Source organism: Pareuzebyella sediminis (assembly GCF_008367235.1).
Lineage (GTDB): Bacteria > Bacteroidota > Bacteroidia > Flavobacteriales > Flavobacteriaceae > Pareuzebyella > Pareuzebyella sediminis.
Genome location: NZ_VTZS01000001.1, coordinates 567,508 through 585,520 on the forward strand (window position 1 = coordinate 567,508; position 18,013 = coordinate 585,520).

At 40.7% G+C, this 18,013-nt stretch carries 15 protein-coding genes; 7 read left to right on the forward strand and 8 right to left on the reverse strand.

Features of this window, described 5'->3' with window-relative positions; all coding sequences use genetic code 11:
• Positions 1-19: 19 nt before the first annotated feature.
• Positions 20-469: a response regulator gene (locus F2B13_RS02260; protein ID WP_149275660.1), complete on the reverse strand. Its 450-nt coding sequence runs from the start codon at positions 467-469 to the stop codon at positions 20-22.
• A 488-nt stretch (positions 470-957) separates the two neighbouring features.
• Here F2B13_RS02260 and F2B13_RS02265 point away from each other — a divergent pair, with 488 nt between their 5' ends.
• The 7 genes from F2B13_RS02265 (at position 958) to F2B13_RS02295 (ending at position 9,408) form a co-directional block, all read left to right on the forward strand.
• Entirely contained in the window at positions 958-2,217 is a 1,260-nt protein-coding gene (locus F2B13_RS02265; protein WP_149275661.1) for a TolB family protein, read from the forward strand.
• Positions 2,218-2,355: 138 nt separating this feature from the next.
• Positions 2,356-4,245, forward strand: a complete 1,890-nt coding sequence (locus F2B13_RS02270; RefSeq protein ID WP_149275662.1) for a PorP/SprF family type IX secretion system membrane protein — start codon at positions 2,356-2,358, stop codon at positions 4,243-4,245.
• A 746-nt stretch (positions 4,246-4,991) separates the two neighbouring features.
• A complete protein-coding gene (locus F2B13_RS02275) occupies positions 4,992-5,633 on the forward strand; it encodes a response regulator transcription factor (protein ID WP_149275663.1) in 642 nt (213 codons plus the stop codon).
• Between the two features lie 127 nt (positions 5,634-5,760).
• A complete protein-coding gene (locus tag F2B13_RS02280; RefSeq protein WP_149275664.1) occupies positions 5,761-6,516 on the forward strand; it encodes a sulfite exporter TauE/SafE family protein in 756 nt (251 codons plus the stop codon).
• A gap of 32 nt (positions 6,517-6,548) precedes the next feature.
• Positions 6,549-7,199 (forward strand): NAD(P)H-dependent oxidoreductase, encoded by a 651-nt coding sequence (locus tag F2B13_RS02285; RefSeq protein WP_149275665.1) that lies wholly within the window; start codon positions 6,549-6,551, stop codon positions 7,197-7,199.
• A gap of 57 nt (positions 7,200-7,256) precedes the next feature.
• The gene (locus tag F2B13_RS02290) at positions 7,257-8,450 is read left to right on the forward strand and encodes a DegT/DnrJ/EryC1/StrS family aminotransferase (RefSeq protein WP_149275666.1); all 1,194 of its coding nucleotides are present in this window, start codon (positions 7,257-7,259) and stop codon (positions 8,448-8,450) included.
• 175 nt (positions 8,451-8,625) lie between these two features.
• Entirely contained in the window at positions 8,626-9,408 is a 783-nt protein-coding gene (locus F2B13_RS02295) for a 3-keto-disaccharide hydrolase (RefSeq protein WP_149275667.1), read from the forward strand.
• 43 nt (positions 9,409-9,451) lie between these two features.
• Here the strand turns inward: F2B13_RS02295 and ribB are convergent, their stop codons facing one another.
• The 7 genes from ribB to F2B13_RS02330 form a co-directional block, all read right to left on the reverse strand.
• On the reverse strand, positions 9,452-10,582 hold the full coding sequence (gene ribB, locus F2B13_RS02300; protein ID WP_149275668.1) for a 3,4-dihydroxy-2-butanone-4-phosphate synthase: 1,131 nt from the start codon (positions 10,580-10,582) through the stop codon (positions 9,452-9,454).
• Between the two features lie 8 nt (positions 10,583-10,590).
• Entirely contained in the window at positions 10,591-12,087 is a 1,497-nt protein-coding gene (locus F2B13_RS02305; RefSeq protein WP_394348962.1) for an LptF/LptG family permease, read from the reverse strand.
• A 31-nt stretch (positions 12,088-12,118) separates the two neighbouring features.
• Positions 12,119-12,766 (reverse strand): LolA family protein, encoded by a 648-nt coding sequence (locus tag F2B13_RS02310; RefSeq protein WP_149275670.1) that lies wholly within the window; start codon positions 12,764-12,766, stop codon positions 12,119-12,121.
• A gap of 24 nt (positions 12,767-12,790) precedes the next feature.
• Positions 12,791-15,184, reverse strand: a complete 2,394-nt coding sequence (locus F2B13_RS02315) for an FtsK/SpoIIIE family DNA translocase (RefSeq protein ID WP_149275671.1) — start codon at positions 15,182-15,184, stop codon at positions 12,791-12,793.
• A gap of 232 nt (positions 15,185-15,416) precedes the next feature.
• Positions 15,417-15,782, reverse strand: a complete 366-nt coding sequence (locus F2B13_RS02320) for a diacylglycerol kinase family protein (protein ID WP_149275672.1) — start codon at positions 15,780-15,782, stop codon at positions 15,417-15,419.
• Positions 15,775-16,281 carry a thiol peroxidase gene (gene tpx / locus F2B13_RS02325; protein WP_149275673.1) on the reverse strand — a complete coding sequence of 169 codons (507 nt, stop codon included), beginning with the start codon at positions 16,279-16,281 and terminating at the stop codon, positions 15,775-15,777. The genes F2B13_RS02320 and tpx overlap by 8 nt, the downstream gene beginning before the upstream one ends.
• A gap of 81 nt (positions 16,282-16,362) precedes the next feature.
• On the reverse strand, positions 16,363-17,841 hold the full coding sequence (locus tag F2B13_RS02330) for a Na+/H+ antiporter NhaC family protein (protein ID WP_149302980.1): 1,479 nt from the start codon (positions 17,839-17,841) through the stop codon (positions 16,363-16,365).
• Positions 17,842-18,013: the final 172 nt, after the last annotated feature.

An 18,013-nucleotide genomic window follows, 5' to 3' on the forward strand; every position in this document is an offset into this window, starting at 1 on the left:
AAGACCAAAAACCTAAGTATTACGTTTTTATCAAGAAGTTCTTTTCTCCGAGTTGAGAACGGGGGTTCTGCCAATCGAGATTTAACATTCGTTGCATTATTTCGGTAAGTCGGCGGTAGTTAGAGGGTTTTTTCAAAAAGCAGTCCGCGCCCAGTCGCTTGGCTTCCATAATATCGGCATCACTCGTGGATGTAGAATACATTATAACGCACAAGTCGTCGAAAGTAGGCTTGCTTCTCAGTTCCTGTAATACTTCAAAGCCGTTCATCACTGGCATATTAATGTCCAAGAACAACATCGCTGGAATATCGGAATCGGGCATAGTCAAATAGGAGAGTAGGGTTCGACCGTTTTCGAAGCACAAAATCATAAGGTCTAAATCCAAGTCATTACAGACCCCCTTGAAAATTTCCCGATCTTCGGCGTCATCGTCCACCAAAGCGATCAGCTGAATATTATTTCCACGCATAGTGCATAACAAAGTACTTAACAAACCGAATGCCTCTGCTCAATAGAGATAAGGCAGTACAGTCTGCAATTGAAAAATAGAGTAAAAAGGAACTATTGGAGGGTTGTAATACAATCTGTTTTAAAATAAATAAAATAATTGAAAGACAAAAATATTTGAAAGGGACGAATTAAAAGTTATCATTTACTGAGAAAGGTCAACTAGGAGAATAGCCTTTGAAACCGTCCAAAACGTATTTCTTTTTGTTAAAGGAAAAACAGAACCATTTCTTATACTATAATACGTATAGGGTAGTAAGACAAACTAGACCCAAAAATGTCTTTTTACCGAACTTTTTAATCACTTAAACGTCAAAATAGGGGTGTAATAGGGCGATTTTAACATAAAAAGAGGCATTATTGAAAGAAACCTATGAATAATTACTAAGTGGGCGAGCGCAACCATTTCGCATCTTTGTATAAGATTTTTAACCCCCTAATCGTAACAGTATGAAAAGTTCATTAACCTACAACGTAGTTCTTACATGTATCATTATGTGTATGACGTTCGTCATTTCGGCCCAAGAGCCTTCAAGCGCTCAAGCTGACAGTGAGACGAACAAAAGAGTGGCCAATTATCTCAAGTTAAAGGAACTGGGATATGACGACCGAGAAATTTTCCAAGATTTGGGAAATGTCAATTTTTTACAAAAGAATTATGAGACCGCCTTGTTCTGGTATGATAAGCTCAAGGAAATAAGCAGACATGGTGTTTTGGGAGGCAATTATGATGAGCGCTATCTCTATGCCTTGCAAAAAACAGGAGCGACTACCGCTTCCACGTTTTCCTATAATACGGATTGGATGGACCAAATCAAGGCCGACTATGAAGTAAAGAAGAAACCGGAGGAAAGTATTTTAAATAAACCGCTCGCGGAAAGGTATCGAAAATTAGATTTTCAACGCAAAGATGGTAATTACATTGTTAATGATGAGGCCATTGCGGAAGCCGACTATGAAGATTTGACAGGGAATAAATTTGATGGCGACAAGCCCTATAAAACTCCCTTAGCCGTTTCACCCGACGGAAAAACCGCCTATTTCAGCAAAGCGGTTTCCGAAAAACCATTGTACGGTATTTTTTCGAAAAAGGAAACCCTACACAAGATTTATAAAGCTGATAAAGTGGACGGCCAATGGCGAAATATTAAAGAAGTTGCCATTACTAAAAAGCATTATTCGGCGAAGCACCCGGCAATTTCTGCCGATGGAAAGCGACTCTTTTTCGCTTCGAATATGCCAGGCACCTTTGGTGAGTTCGATATATATGTAGCTGAAATACAAAGGGATGGTAGTATTGGAGTTGCCAAAAACCTGGGTACTAAAGTAAATTCGAAGAAAAACGATATGTACCCAAATGTGGTGGGAACAAACACGCTCTTCTTTGCTTCGGAAGGTAGGGGCGGTGAAGGTGGCCTTGACGTTTTCATGACCCAAGTGGGCAAAAAATCGGTTGACCTGGCGGTAAATCTTGGTAGCCAGATCAATAGTAACGAAGATGACTTTGCCGTGACTTTTACAGCCGAAAAGGGCAAAGGTTATGTAATGTCAAACCGTGGAAACCAAAATACTGGGGTACAACGTGTAGCGTTTACGTACGCCGATTCCAATGAAAAAATGACCGCGGATAAAAGCGAATACGATTTTCTGGAAGCTTTTAACCCCAATTCAAAAACACAGTATTCTTCTACAGTTTTTGAAGATGAATGAGAATGAGTCCGTAACAGGGTAGTACCTGGACCCTGTTACGGCTTTCCTCCCTTTTTTATCGAATGTATGGGTATACCCAAATGATGATAAAATGGGTGGTAATGATTCGCGATTTGAACAACAATAAATTTCACTACCATGAGCCATATTAATACTATCAAACGAATACTTGTGCCGCTAGTACTTCTCTTATTCGCCATTACCTTTGGCACTAAGGTATACGGTCAAGAGGCTAGTACCGAGATAAGTTCAAAAAGCACTTATCACAACCAATTGTTTTTTAATAGGTTTTTAATAAATCCGACCTTTTCCTTGGTCAGGGAAAGAAAGTCATATATTAATATTCTCCATAGAAACCAGTATGCCACTTTTGAAGATAATGACCAGAATTATTTTTTAGGATTCAGTAATCTTCTTAATGATCATACCGCTTTAGGAATTAGCGTATATAGTCAATGGTCAGGTGTCGTTCAAGAGTTTGGTTTCAATGCCAACTACGCGAGCTCGGTCAAATTAGGAGCCAATAGTAAACTTACTTTTGGTACGAATATTACCTATTTCAACGAAGGCTTGGATAAAAATCGAGTTGTCGCCACCGAGGATGACAACAAAATACAAGAATCCAGGAAAGAAAGTAAGGTCGCCGTACAACCGGGTATTACTCTCTCCTTAGGTCAGTTCGATTTTAGCTTGTATGCTAAAGACTTATTGAAGTATAACCAGACGACCAATGAATTTTTAACGAATCTAGGAACAAAAAGTGTGAAAGCCTCCGTTCAATATACCCATGAATTCATGGCAAACCGAGGATTGTTCGCCAATGCCAGATTGATGCCGTTGTTCCAGATAGGTCAAAACCAAGAGGGAGGTATTTCTTATGTAGGGTCTTTATTGTTAGATATGCCAGAATACGGTTGGTTTCAGACCAATTTCGATGCCGATTACGGATTGTCAATGGGACTAGGTTTTAACTTGAGTAAAAAAATGTCAATCGGGTATCTTTTAGAAAAAGACCTTTTACAAGACGATATGGATTTGGGTTGGAACCATGAGGTGTCTTTGGCCTACACATTCGACGACCGCGGAACGGCCATGGGAGGTAGAAGTTTTGCCGAAAATTCAGAAGATTCTAAAATCGACCGTATTGTCCGAAACTATGAAGAACAGATTTTGAGATTAACGGCTGAAAATAAAAAGAGCAATAAGAAAAGTAAATTAGAGAACACTAAGGAAACTACGGAAGATAGGAACTCATTGGCCTATGAAAATCGCTTGATTCTCGATGAGTTGATTTTGCGCCAAGACTCTATAGAGGCAGCAAGGGATCTTGCCTTTGAAAAGAGATTTGAATCCTTGGTGGATGTGCTCCGGCAAGAAATTAAGCAAAACATGAAGACACAGCCAGAGGAGGATGATAGCTCTTCTCCAACCGCTTTGGCTAGTAACGACAAAGGTATTGAAGATTCCGGTTCGGTTGAAGATCGTACCAATCAGATCGGTTTGGCCTCGGCAAACGCAACGCATGGCTCTAGTTCGGCAGCCCCTGCAGCCAAAGACATTGAGGCCGTACCGCAGGGTGTTCATACCATGATTGCCTCTGCCAGGGATAAATTTTCAAACTATGGAAGGGACAAGGAAGTGGCTGCAGAAGTTGAAAGTGCTGGGATTGCATCCGTTGATAATGAGGAGGAACGTGCAAAGCGTTTGGAGAAGCTTCCGATCAAAGTGTTGAATCAAAGCGATATTGTGGGTGTAAAGTCTGGCTATTATGTGATCGCCAATGTTTTTAAGACAAAAAAATACTTGGATGCCTTTATGACTTCTTTAGAGAAGCAGGGTTTGAAGGCAAAACAGTTTTTCAACAAAGAGAATGGCCTACATTATGTATATCTGGCGGACTTCAATTACAAAGAAGATGCAAAAACCGCCTACGTTTCAAATTTGAATGGAAGGTATCGTGACGAAAAATGGATTATGCAGGTTGATGATACCTCGGCAATCGTAAGTAATATGTACGAAGACCAATAGAAGAAAGAACAAAAAATTAAAAATATGGTTAGTGGGACCTTGTTTTTCAAATTGAAGAATCAGGTAAGAAACAGCGGGGGAGGCTCCGCTGTTTTTCTTTTTTCAACTATTTATAGTTCTATTTAATCAGAAGATATTCGCCCGCGGTATTAATTTAGGGCTATCGACGTATGGTAAAAATATCGATGAAAGACCTTAAAGTTGGTTCATTCACTGCATTTGAACGAAAATACGTACATTGCGAACCATGCTACTCATAATATTTTCTATGTTTGAAATGTAAAACCTAATTACATTGTATTGAACCCCCAAATTCCCACAACCATGTACAATTACCTACATCACCTAAATTCACGCACCGGTTCGAGATTTAAATCGAGTGCAAGCCCCAGACTTTTTAGGGGCCAAATTTTGACGAACTATAATCCATCCGGATTTCCATCCTCCGTCACGAATTAAAATAAACGTCTGATTCTTCCAGCGTAGACAAGTTAGTTTCCCTTTATACTATTGCCGAAGGCGGATAAAGAGCAATCTCTTTTTTCAGTCAGGTCTTTTACAGCGTAGTTCTATGGGGTATAGCCAAAGGTATGCCTCCTTTGAAAAAAGGAGTTATACCGGTCTACGTCTTGTTTCAAGCAAAATTGCCCACCTAGCAATTGAAAGCAAAGCTTATTTCCCAAAATCTAACCCAGGTATGTTCCGAACTTTTGATGGGCGGGACATATCACTAAAACCCCACTACCATGCAAATTAATGTATTAAACAGTATCGTTGTCGACAGTGATTTTTCGTTACATCAGTCTTATCGCGATTATTACGATATGTATTTGGAGTATTCCTTGAAGGGTGTTTATCCGTCGATCCAAGAAGCCCTATCCAATTATGAAAGGGAATTGCCCGACATTGTATTTTCTGAAATTTCATTACCCAACGAATGTGGTATTGAAAGCATTCAACTTTTTAGAAAGTTGAATCCTAAGGTCAAGATTATCATGCTCAGCCCTGAAAATGATTATGAACTAGTCAAAAAGGCCTTTAAGAATGGTGCTAACGGTTTTCTTTCCAAACCCGTGAGCGAGCGGACGCTCTACAATGCACTAGACTCCATCAAATGGTCAGGAGCTACAATGAGTAATGATATCGTAAGTACGATTGTTTCGAGCTTTCAGAGAAAATCAGTAGATATTTTCTCAGAAAGGGAGAATCAAGTTATAGATTATCTCTGTCAGGGGGATACCTATAAAACCATTGCCAAAAAATTGTTCGTAACAGTCAGCGCTATCAATTTTCACGTGCAGAACATTTATCTAAAACTGAATGTGAACTCAAAGTCAGAAGCCCTTCAAAAACTTCGAGAGTTGGAGTTTTCACGTTCAGTAGCCTAATAATCGCTCTAGATTTTAGTGGGACATTTTTTATAATCTCCCATTCCTCCGCCGAAAAAGCTCTACACATTGTAGAGCTTTTTCATTTTTATAGGTGTAATCCCTTTAATGGACTTATTTTTGCACTGTGGAACATTGGTACCATTACATACTTCTTATCGGTGTAGGCTTTGTCGTTGGTTTTGTAAACACCGTAGCGGGTGGAGGGTCATTGCTCACCTTGCCCGTACTTATTTTTCTGGGCCTCCCTTCCAGTGTGGCCAATGGCACTAATCGTGTAGCCATTGTTATTCAGACCGCTTTGGCCACCGCTGGTTTCAAAAGTAAAGGAGTTTCAACATTTCCCTTTAATGTCTATCTAGGTATTTCTGCATTAATAGGTGCAATAATAGGGGCCTATATCGCCGTCGATATAAGGGGAGCTACCTTCAATCGTATTTTGGCCATCATTATGGTCATCGTAGTGTTGGTTATTTTGTTCAAACCGAAAATAAATCTTGTGGAATTTCAAGAACGAATCACAGGAAAATATCTGTGGTTGGGTATTTTAGCCTTTTTCTTTTTTGGAATTTATGGAGGATTTATAAATGCGGGTATTGGCTTTATAATTATTTTATTTTTACATTATGTAAACCGGTTGAGTCTTGTTCAGGCCAATGCCACTAAAGTAGTCGTGGTATTCATATATACACTATCGGCTTTGTCCGTTTTTGTATTGAACGACAAAGTCAATTGGAAAGTGGGCCTGATTTTGGCCATTGGAAATGGTCTGGGAGCTTGGTTGGCCAGCAGGGTCTCTGTAAAAAGAGGGGATGGATTCATTAAATATTTCATGATCATAATGGTGATAGCCATGTCGGTCAAACTTTGGTTTTTTTCATAAAGAAGCCCTTAATAAATAGAAATTAAAGATGTATGAATAATGGGGATGACAGTATAAAAAAATTGGAATGGCGGTATGCTGTGAAAAAATTTGATGACGAGAAGTATCTTTCCCCCGAGAAGGTGACACGCCTAAAAAAGGCCTTTAATTTAACAGCAACTTCCTACGGGTTGCAGCCGATTAAACTACTCGTTATAAAGGACAAAAAGCTACAAGAAAAACTCGTGGCACATTCTTTTGGACAGCAGCAAGTACTACAGGCCTCGCATGTTCTCGTTATTTGTATACAAACGGCTATCGATAAGTCGTATATCACAAAATATTTTAATCAAATTAAGCGCGTACGTGGAACCGGCGATGACATATTGAATCCTTTTAAAGATGCCTTGGTGTCTGAATTTTCGAAGAAAAAAGAGAAAGAAATAAAAGAATGGTCTACCAATCAGGCCTATTTAGCCCTTGGTAACTTGTTAACGGTTTGTGCCATGGAAAAAATTGACTCCTGTCCGATGGAAGGCTTCGTTCCAAAAGCTTACGATGATTTGCTCGGCTTATCGGATAGAGGATTGTCTTCGGTATTGGTACTTCCTGTAGGATACCGCGCCAAAGATGATATGTTCTCCAATTTTAAAAAGGTGCGAAAGAATTTGGAAGATAGTATTATAGAGTTTTTCGATGAATGATACTCACCTATATTTTTATGTGTACCGACTTAATATCAACGGTTATAAAAAGAAAACATGCCAGGATTTGAATTGTTTGGAGAAAAAGAAAAAGCACAGGTAAACGATGTACTCGACTCCGGTGTTTTGATGCGCTATGGTTTCGACAGTTTGCGACAAGGACATTGGAAAGCCTTGGAACTCGAAAGTTTATTGGCCAAAAGAATGCAGGTAAAATATGCGCAGTTGACCAGCAGCGGTACGGCGGCCCTGACTGTGGCCATGGCCAGTGCAGGTGTTGGGGCCGGCGATGAAGTCATACTGCCCACATTTACCTTTGTTGCCAGCTTCGAAGCTGTTTTGGCCCTTGGAGCCATCCCTATTCTGGTCGATGTAGACGATACGTTGACCCTCGACCCATCGGCCGTAGCAGCTGCTATTACAGAAAGGACTAAAGTGATAATGCCTGTGCATATGTGTGGATCGATGGCTGATTTAAGGGCCTTGAAATTACTGTGCCATACACATAACCTGTTGTTGATCGAAGATGCGTGCCAAGCTATTGGTGGCACATATGAAGGTAAGCCCTTAGGAAGTTATGGTGATTTGGGTTGTTTTTCCTTTGATTATGTAAAAACGGTTACCTGCGGGGAAGGTGGTGCTATCATAACCAATAATGAAAGATACAAAATCAATGCCGATCAATATTCAGATCACGGTCATGACCATAAGGGTAGCGATAGAGGGGCGGAAACACATCCATTTCTAGGTTATAATTTTCGTATTTCCGAACTTCACGCTGCCGTAGGTGTAGCTCAGCTTAAACGTCTGGATGATTTTTTGTCCCTTCAAAAAAAACACTATTCAATATTGCGACAAACGTTGGAGCATGTGCCAGAGGTTACTTTTCGAAGGGTGCCCAAAGGAGGGGTAGAGAGTTATGCCTTCCTGAGTTTTTTCTTATCCAGTCAAGAGTTAGCTAAGAAAGTTCATGCCACATTGGTCTCTGAGGGTGTGGATGCCTGCTTCTATTGGTTTGACAATAATTGGCACTATTACAGAAAATGGCAACATCTATTGGAGCAGTCTAGCTTGGGCCCATTGCCCAATGAAGTAAAAAAGGGTCTGCCACAGTATACTTCAACACAATTTTATAAATCCGATCAATGGGTCGGTCGCACGATTTCATGCCTCATAAAATTAGGTTGGTCCGAAGACGAAGTTTCCCAAAGAGCTCGTAAAATGGCAGATATTGTTCGTAGCTGTCTATGATTCGATGGATAGTATTGTATTGAGCGATGTACAAATGTCTTGAAGGAGATTCTTATGCCCGATTCCTTAAAATTTAGGCAAATCGTCAAAAACTAAACTAAAATTTACCATTCATTCGGACTACTCTTTGTAATTTTTATAAATTGTGTCGAATTAATCAATTATACTCTCAATTATGAAGCGTCTTACCCTCACCATCTGCCTGGTCATGTTATGTTGTACTATTCCTATAACGGCCCAGCATAGTTCCAATGTACCTGAAGTTTCTCCGATGCCGATGAAACCTGAAATGACCGAAATTTGGGAGCCCGAAGTTGAAGTGGTCACCCCTGGAAAGGTTTTGGGAGATGCTCCTTCAGACGCAATTATACTTTTTGATGGAAATGATTTAGCCCAATGGGTCAGTAAAAAGGATAGTACCAAGGCCGCGCCATGGAAAATTGTAGGCGATGGTTCAATGGAGGTGGTGCCTGGTTCTGGTGGGATTCAGACAAAAATGAAATTTGGAGATTGTCAGTTGCATGTAGAGTTCAGTGCTCCTGACATTGTTGAAGGACAAAGTCAGGGTAGGGGCAATAGCGGTGTCTTTTTGCAAGACAGGTATGAACTACAAATATTGGACTCATATAATAACCGCACCTATCGTAATGGCCAGGCTGGGAGTATTTACAAAGACCACGCCCCTTTGGTAAACGCCATGCGCAGTCCCACGGAATGGAACACTTATGATATTATTTACACTGCACCGCGATTTAAAGCGGATGGAAGACTTGATAGCAAAGCCAGAATTACAGTATTGCACAATGGGGTGTTGGTTCAGAACAATAGTGTAATTAATGGAAACACCTATTATGTTGGCTTACACAATTATCCTTCTGCACATGGTGACGATGTGATCTCACTTCAAGACCATGGCAACAAGACGCAGTTTCGAAATCTATGGATCAGAAAACTGTAAGACGAAATTTAGTTGGTCATAATCGTTTTAGTTATTCAAAAATTCAATAGGTCACGTATTCCACAATTTCCAATCCATAACCTACGATGCCTACGCGCTTTGTCTTTGGTGAATTGGAAAGCAATCTCATTTTTACAATATCAAGGTCGTGCAAGATTTGTGCTCCGATTCCGAAATCACGGGCATCCATCTCGACCTTTGGGGCTTTATAAAATCCTTTTTTCTGTAGTTCTTTCAGTTCCGTAAGCCGCGATAGGAGATTCAAAGATTCGAAATCTTGATTGATAAAAACAATTGCGCCCTTACCCTCTTTTTCAATGGCTTGGAACATGTTCTCGAGTTTTCGATCCGGTTCATTGGTCAATGTTCCTAAGACATCGTTATTGATTAAGGTTGAATTGATCCGGGTCAAGACTTGGTCACTCTTGCTCCACTTCCCTTTAGTCAAGGCGATGTGAACGTGGTTGTTCGTCGTCTGTTTATAAGCGCGCAACCGGTACTTTCCAAAACGTGTGGTAATGTCAAAATCCTCCTTTTTTTCAATAAGGCTATCGTGCTCCATCCTGTAGGCCACAAGATCTTCTATCGAAACAATTTTCAGATCGAACTTTTGGGCCACTTCATAGAGCTGGGGCAGGCGTGCCATAGTTCCGTCCTCGTTCATAATCTCCACAATAATTCCGGCAGGTTTTAAACCTGCTAAACGGGCAAAATCAATGGCGGCCTCAGTATGTCCGGTTCGTCTTAAGACCCCGCCTTCTTTCGCTACTAGGGGAAAGATATGTCCAGGTCGGGCCAAATCATGGGGTTTGATGTCCGAATCGGTCAATGCACAGACGGTCTTGGCCCTGTCGGATGCCGAAATACCCGTTGTGACCCCGTTCCCTCTAAGATCAACAGAAACGGTAAAGGCCGTTTCAAAATGATCGGTATTATTGCTGACCATCATATTGAGACCCAATTCACGACAACGCCCTTCGGTCAAAGGTGCGCAGATAAGGCCTCGGCCATGGGTCGCCATGAAATTGACCGTTTCAGGTGTAGCCAATTCAGCAGCGGCCAAAAAATCACCCTCATTTTCACGATTCTGATCATCTACAACAATGATGACTTTGCCTTTTCTGATATCTTCAATGGCATCTTCTACAGAATTCAATTTGATATTCTTTTTCATATCGGCGATCATAAGGAAGTATTTTTTTTGTTCCTTCTCATAAAAAAACGTTTTAACCTGTCGAATCCGCTACCGAAACTCATCATACCCCTGTCTGCCGTAGCTCTTTGGGTCAAATAGATACCCAAAGGTAACATTATCATTGAAGATAGCCATGCTCCTATAATCGGATGAATATTGCCTTTGTATGAGTAATTCTCTGCAAATACACCGAGAAAATAATAAACCAAAAACAATAGAATAGCCACTACCATGGGAAGGCCAATACCTCCCTTTCGAATAATTGCCCCCAAAGGAGCTCCGACAAAGAACAGAATTATACAGGAAAGGGCTAGTGCATATTTGTCATGAAGGGAAAATATGTGTCTTCTATGAATTTCATAGCGCTTATCCATTTCAATTTTTTTGCCCTCTATAGAAGTCAACAAATTGGTCACTGAATTTTTGGCGTTGTCCAATAATTGAATTTTGCGCCAGTCTTCGAAAAGGTCGACCACATTTCCAAATTCTATGTGCTTATCTTCAATCGAATCAGGTTTCGATGCGTTAGTGTTGGTCAAAATAGAAGTAGTATCCCGGGTACGCTCCTTTATTTTTTGGGCCAATGCTGAGTCTACTTTTTGAATGGGCGCAAAAGCCCCCATACGGATCACGATATTTTTTGAAAAGGCCGTGACGATTCTTTTGTTGTCCTCTTCGATAGAATCCATATCCTTGAGCAATCGGGATACATTTTTCATCTTTTCCCTGTTCGAGACACTTTCTTCCTCCAAATCTTGTTCCATTTCCGGAACCTCGATATTCATGCGATAGATTTCAAAATTCGATTTTGCGAAGGGATACTTACGTTTTTCCTCGTTGTCTTTAGTCTCGACATCACGGTAATAATGGCCATCTTTCAGTACCAATTGAATAATTTCCGAATCTTCACTACTAATGAGTTCTCCATCTTTCGCTTTGATTACCGTGCTGTTAACATTGGTTTCCGTTTTTTGATGGATGATTACATTTTTTAAAAAACGGTCTTTTTCACCGTATTTATCATCGACCTTGATGCTCATTCCCTCAAAATCACTGAAAACACCCTTCTCTATGGCCGCAGCCGGTTTTACCTTTGCAATATTCCGTCTCATATTATAGATTTTCTGTTCTGAGGCGGGAATAACGTTATTGGCGAAATAAAAGGTAACTCCACCCAATAATACCATAAATATGATGAGGCTGAGCATAGAGCGTTGTAATGAGATGCCCGAGGCCTTCATGGCCGCGAACTCGTAGTTCTCTGCGAAAGTACCAAAGGTAAGAATCGAAGCCAGTAATACCGTCAAGGGCAGAACCTTCTCGGTGAGACTGGGCATCATGTAAAAGAAGAACTTGCCGATTATAACAATATCCAGACCTTTTCCTGCAAAATCGTCAATAAAAAGCCAAATCGTTTGGAAGATGAAAATAAACATCAAAATCACAAACGAACTAATGAAATTATAAAGAAATCGCGATAAAATATATCGGTCTAGAATTCGCAATATAAGAATGTTAGTTTCTTAAAAAGTAGTACCCTTCATCTTTGTACTTCGACTCATCAAAAGTAAACAAGGTTTTCGATAAAGGCTGATTTGTTTTGAAAGAATTAACGGTAATCGTAGTTGTTGTTCCGTTTAGGCCCGTCTCGATAAGTTTATAAATATGTTTGGTTTCGATGTCTATACCCAACAATATGGACTTGATTTCAGCATCGGTATCTATCGGCGTCAACTTGATAAACTGTATTTTTCTACCGTTAACATTCTGTAGGATATCCATGTCGTAATTATGTCCCTCACGATAAAAGGTTAACATTTTGGCAGGTGTCAACACGTTCTTGTCGTTCGATTTGTCTTCAATCGTCACCTCTTCATTCTCAGGGATTATGGTGTACACCTTTGAACCATCATAAAGTTGGGTGGTGCCAAAGAAATTCCCAATATATTTTTCACCTTCGAGAGTGACATTGCCCCGGGTTTCTTGGTTGATTCCCGCATCGCTATTATTTAACACATATTTGAAATCTACAAAAATGTTATCGTAACTTTTGACCTTATTGTAAACTTGCTCCAACAGTGCCTTGGCCTCTTCCGAATTTTGTGCCGAGGCGAAGTTGATTCCCAAGGAGAATATAAATACGATTGAAAATAATTTTTTCATTTTAATTTAGTAATTAAGATGCCCTTACGAGCCTTCATTGTTTAAAAGTTGATCAAGGGCCATTAAGTCGGGAACGAGTACCTGCCTCGCCTTGCTGCCCTCGAAAGGGCCTACAATTCCAGCGGCTTCCAGTTGGTCAACGATGCGACCTGCCCGATTGTAGCCCAGTTTTAATTTTCTTTGAATAAGGGAAGCCGAACCTTGCTGCGCCGTAACGATTACCTCCGCGGCCTCACGAAACATGGCATCCCTATCCGCTATATCATAATCAATACTTGTGCCAGAATCGTCTCCTGAGTATTCCGGAAGTTCATGGGCTTGTGGATAGGCCCTTTGAGCACCAATATATTCGGTTATTTTGGCTACTTCAGGAGTGTCGACAAAGGCACACTGAATACGTGTCACGTCATTACCTTGTGTATAGAGCATGTCGCCCCGACCGATCAATTGATCAGCCCCTTGGGTATCTAGAATGGTGCGTGAATCAATTTTTGAAGTAACCCGAAATGCAATTCGCGCCGGAAAGTTAGCCTTTATAATTCCTGTGATGACATTGACCGAAGGACGTTGAGTGGCAATGATTAAATGAATTCCTATAGCTCTTGCTAATTGTGCTAGCCTAGCGATAGGGGTTTCGACTTCTTTTCCCGCAGTCATGATCAAATCAGCAAACTCATCGATGACCAATACGATGTAGGGCAAAAATTTATGCCCGTCGTTCGGATTGAGTTTTCGCGCCTTGAATTTAGTATTGTACTCCTTAATATTTCGAACCATGGCCAGTTTCAGAAGCTCATACCGACTGTCCATTTCAATACAAAGTGAATTGAGCGTATTTATAACCTTGGTATTGTCAGTAATTATCGCCTCTTCAGAATCGGGCAATTTGGCCAGAAAATGTCTTTCGATCTTATTGTATAGTGTGAGTTCGACCTTTTTGGGGTCTACCAATATGAATTTTACCTCGGCAGGATGTTTTTTGTAAAGTAGGGAGGTCAGCACCGCATTCAAACCGACCGACTTTCCTTGGCCTGTAGCTCCGGCCATGAGTAAATGTGGCATTTTGGCCAAATCGACTACAAAAGTTTCATTGCTAATGGTCTTTCCGAAGGCAATTGGTAACTGCATTTCAGCCTTTTGAAACTTACTGGAAGCAATAACGGAACGCATAGATACGATGGTCGCGTTTTTGTTGGGTACTTCAATACCTATAGTCCCTTTTCCAGGAATAGGAGCTATAATACGAATGCCCAAAGCGGCTAAAGAAAGTGCAATATCGTCTTCTAGATTTTTGATCTTGGAAATACGGACACCCGCCTCTGGTACGATTTCGTAGAGCGTAACCGTTGGCCCGATGGTCGCTTTGATTTGGGCTATTCCTATTTTGTAGTTTTTAAGGGTCTCAACAATTTTATTCTTGTTGTCCTCGAGTTCTTCCTGGTTGATGGTAATTCCTCCGGTTACACCGTGGGGGTCTAAAAGTTCCATCGTGGGAAATTTATAATTGCCTAATTCCAATCTAGGATCGAACTCCCCAAAATCTTGGACCAGCTTGTCGGCAATATTGTCTTTTTCCTCTTTTTCAACGACTACTTCCTCGACCTTCATGGCCAACTCGTCATTGACTTCCTCTTCCGGTACCGTAAATTCGAAGTTGTCGTCGTTATTCGAGGATTCTTTTTTTAATGGGGGAATATCTTTTTTATGCGTGTAGGTGTCAATAACGATGGAGGTGTCCTCTTCGGAAGTGCTCGAAAGCTCTCCAGAATCTATATTCTCTTTTTGATTTTCCGGGTTGAAATCAGATGCGAGGGAGGCCTTCTTTTTTTTGAAAAAAACACCGACTTCATCGGGAGTAACTTTAAAAAATCGAACTAGAATCAAGACCAGCCCAAAGATCAAAATGAGGAAAACCCCGATTTTACCGGTATAATCCTGCAAAAAATCATTCATTTCATAGCCTACCAGACCACCCAATAAAGGTTTTGTCGATGCGAAAAAGCCAAGGCTTATGGAAACCCAAATCATAAAAATGAGGCCCCATATCCATTTCTTTAAAAGCCCTCTCTTTTCTAGGCTTAAGAAAAAATATAGACCTGTAATGCACAATAGTAAGGTGAATATTATAGAGGCTATACCAAAACCCTTATAGATAAAAAGATGTCCAACGCTGGCACCGAATTTATTTAATAAATTTTTAGCCTGCTGATTTCTATCTGAAAATTCTGTCAATAAGCTTTGGTCGTCTTGCCACGTAAAATAAAAGGAAACAAAAGAAAAGAACAATGCCATGCTGAGTAAAATCAGAAGGCTGCCGAAAATAATCTTGTTCTGTTTCGATGGCCTAAGACTCATCTTTTTAGAACGAGTTTTTTTCTTCGCAGTCGATTTTTTCGTGGTTGTTTTCTTTTTAGCCATTTCATTTTAGCAAGGAGTGCAAAAATACGTATTACGATGTTTTTGTCATGATGATTGGGAAAAGTCTTTTTACTTTTAAAGTTATTAACTAGCCCTCAGCGGGACAAATCTTTGTTTAACAACAAGTTACCTCTAATCACAATCTAATGTTCAAAGCTAGTCCCATTGGTTAGAATATGAGAATAAACACTACTTTTTTTTTGGTAGCTTTATATGAAAACGTGGTATTTCCTTAAAATATTTTGGGTAGATAGATAATAAGCCCAACAATGACCGCACCAATAGAAACAAGCATAACAGCACCGGCCGAAACATCTTTTATAAAACCGATTCGTTTCTCAAAACCCGGATGTACAAAATCACAAAGTTTTTCTATAGCCGTGTTTGCGCCTTCAATACCGAGAACCAAAGAAATGGCCAATACTTGAAGTATCCACTCGATGCTGCTGATTTCATAATAAAACCCCGCCCCGGTCATCAAAATCGTTATGAACACCTGAATCTTGATACTCGGCTCGGTACGAACCAACAATAGGGCACCCCGAAGCGCAAAACCCACACTTTTCACCCTATTTTGAAGGAACGTTTCCTTAGGCATCGAATAAAGCTTCAAGTGCTGCCTTATAGTTGGGCTCATCAACGGTTTCCGAGACTTGTTCCGTATACACCACTTTGCCGTCGGAATCCAGCACGATTACAGACCTTGAAAGTAAGGAGTTCAATGGACCGTCAGTAAATTCTACACTGTAGTCTTTGCCAAAACTACCGTCCCTAAAATCAGAAAGCATATCAACGTTCGATATCCCTTCGGCCCCACAAAACCGGGCTTGTGCAAAAGGCAGATCCTTAGAGATACACAGCACAACGGTATTGTCAAGTTCGGCAGCCTCTTCATTGAATTGCCTTACCGATTGAGCACAGGTACCCGTATCGACACTTGGAAAGACGTTCAAGACTACCTTTTTTCCAGAGTAATCGGATAAGGAGGCCGTCGATAGGTCTGTTTTTGTTAATTTGAAATCGGGTGCCTTACTTCCGACCTCAGGAAGGCTTCCCAATGTATGAATTTCATTTCCTTTTAAGGTTACTGTAGCCATGGTGCATTTGTTTTTAATAGATAGTGAAAATATAAAAATTAAACGGGTTTAATAGTCAGAAAAACCAAAAGAACGCTATCATTACTGCTGTATATCTGACTTGACTTGTTTTATGGTTCTGATCTTAATTTTAAAAGCAGCAAAAATCAAGGTCGTCAGCGGGCTTAGATAGTTAAATATGGCATAGATGAAGTATTCGCTGACCCCTACGCCCAAAACACTTGACTGATAGGCCCCACAAGTATTCCATGGAATGAGTACTGAGGTAACCGTCCCGGAGTCCTCCAGAGTTCTACTTAGGTTCTCAGGAGCCAGATTCTTATCTTGGTACGCCTTTTTGAACATTTTCCCCGGAATGACGATGGCTAAGTACTGATCGCTCGCAATGATATTGAGTCCCAAGCAGCTGACCACAGTGCTCGCAAAAAGACCGAATACACTCGATGCAATGGACAACAACGCCTTTGTGATTTTCGATAAAGCTCCAATTCCGTCCATAATTCCCCCAAAGACCATGGCACAACAAATGAGATATATAGTCCATAGCATACCGGCCATTCCTCCTGAACTGAAAAGTTCGTTCAATTTATCATTGTCCGTAGTTATTTGGGTATCCGTAAAAATAGCATTAATTACTGCCGAAACAGGTCTTTCCGATAGGGCTTCGAGCACTTCCACTTGAAATATAAGTGCAAAAATGGCTGCTAGGCCTACCCCTGTGCCCAGAGCGACCAAAGGTTTGGTTTTTAGCAATATAAGAGCGATGACAACGATCGGCACGATAAACAAGTAGGGGGTTATGGCAAAGGTATCTTCGATAGTACCCAATAGACCACTAACATCGGCACTACCAGTGGTTTCAATATTTAGGCTGATGATGGTGAATATGACCAGCGTAATCAATATTGTGGGTCCAGTAGTAAAAGACATATACTTTATATGTGTAAAAAGATCGGTGCCGGCCATAGCCGGTGCCAGATTAGTAGTGTCGCTAAGTGGTGACATTTTATCTCCGAAATACGCTCCTGATATAACGGCTCCAGCAATCATTCCGGAGTGAATACCCAGTGCGGTTCCTATTCCTATCAAGGCGATACCAACGGTGGCAGAGGTCGTCCAAGAGCTCCCGGTAGCTATTGATATCACAGCAGCAATGACGATAGTAGCCGGAAGAAAAACTATTGGGTTTAAGACCTGAAGGCCATAGTATACCATGGCCGGAATGACGCCACTTACCAACCAGGTACCTGCCAATGCGCCAACGAGTAACAAAATCATAATAGGTAAGAGTACACTATTAAGATTTTCACGGACTTCTTCGAACATCCTTCTAATTGAGGTTTTGTTGAAAAACCCAACGATAGCGGCAACCAATCCACCAAGTAATAGTATAATCTGATTCGAATATTCGCCGAACCATGCCCCATCGGCGTAAAAAATATTGTAAGCCAGCATCCCCATGAGGATGATAACGGGAATAAGGGCCTCCCAGATATTTAGCTCCTTATTTTCAACAATATGTTCGTTCTCTCTATGGTCATTAGAGTTTGTGCCTTTCATACGGTATAGTTATGATGTAATAATACAATTTTGGATACTGTTGTGCAACCCATGCGGAATGCGATACAATTAAAAATGATAGGGTGAAATCGCGAAAATGATACTAGAGCGCCAAAAATTCTTTACAGAACCATGATTCAACAGGAGTATTCTATGAATAAATGGAACGACT

Excerpts from the sequence above, each read along its gene's own strand:
- ribB (WP_149275668.1), bottom strand. The coding sequence starts at position 10,582 with ATGAAAAAGAATATCAAATTGAATTCTGTAGAAGATGCCATTGAAGAT.
- F2B13_RS02275 (WP_149275663.1), top strand. The coding sequence starts at position 4,992 with ATGCAAATTAATGTATTAAACAGTATCGTTGTCGACAGTGATTTTTCG.
- tpx (WP_149275673.1), bottom strand. The coding sequence starts at position 16,281 with ATGGCTACAGTAACCTTAAAAGGAAATGAAATTCATACATTGGGAAGC.
- F2B13_RS02295 (WP_149275667.1), top strand. The coding sequence starts at position 8,626 with ATGAAGCGTCTTACCCTCACCATCTGCCTGGTCATGTTATGTTGTACT.
- F2B13_RS02260 (WP_149275660.1), bottom strand. The coding sequence starts at position 469 with ATGCGTGGAAATAATATTCAGCTGATCGCTTTGGTGGACGATGACGCC.
- F2B13_RS02270 (WP_149275662.1), top strand. The coding sequence starts at position 2,356 with ATGAGCCATATTAATACTATCAAACGAATACTTGTGCCGCTAGTACTT.
- F2B13_RS02310 (WP_149275670.1), bottom strand. The coding sequence starts at position 12,766 with ATGAAAAAATTATTTTCAATCGTATTTATATTCTCCTTGGGAATCAAC.
- F2B13_RS02330 (WP_149302980.1), bottom strand. The coding sequence starts at position 17,841 with ATGAAAGGCACAAACTCTAATGACCATAGAGAGAACGAACATATTGTT.
- F2B13_RS02285 (WP_149275665.1), top strand. The coding sequence starts at position 6,549 with ATGAATAATGGGGATGACAGTATAAAAAAATTGGAATGGCGGTATGCT.
- F2B13_RS02315 (WP_149275671.1), bottom strand. The coding sequence starts at position 15,184 with ATGGCTAAAAAGAAAACAACCACGAAAAAATCGACTGCGAAGAAAAAA.
- F2B13_RS02290 (WP_149275666.1), top strand. The coding sequence starts at position 7,257 with ATGCCAGGATTTGAATTGTTTGGAGAAAAAGAAAAAGCACAGGTAAAC.
- F2B13_RS02320 (WP_149275672.1), bottom strand. The coding sequence starts at position 15,782 with ATGCCTAAGGAAACGTTCCTTCAAAATAGGGTGAAAAGTGTGGGTTTT.
- F2B13_RS02265 (WP_149275661.1), top strand. The coding sequence starts at position 958 with ATGAAAAGTTCATTAACCTACAACGTAGTTCTTACATGTATCATTATG.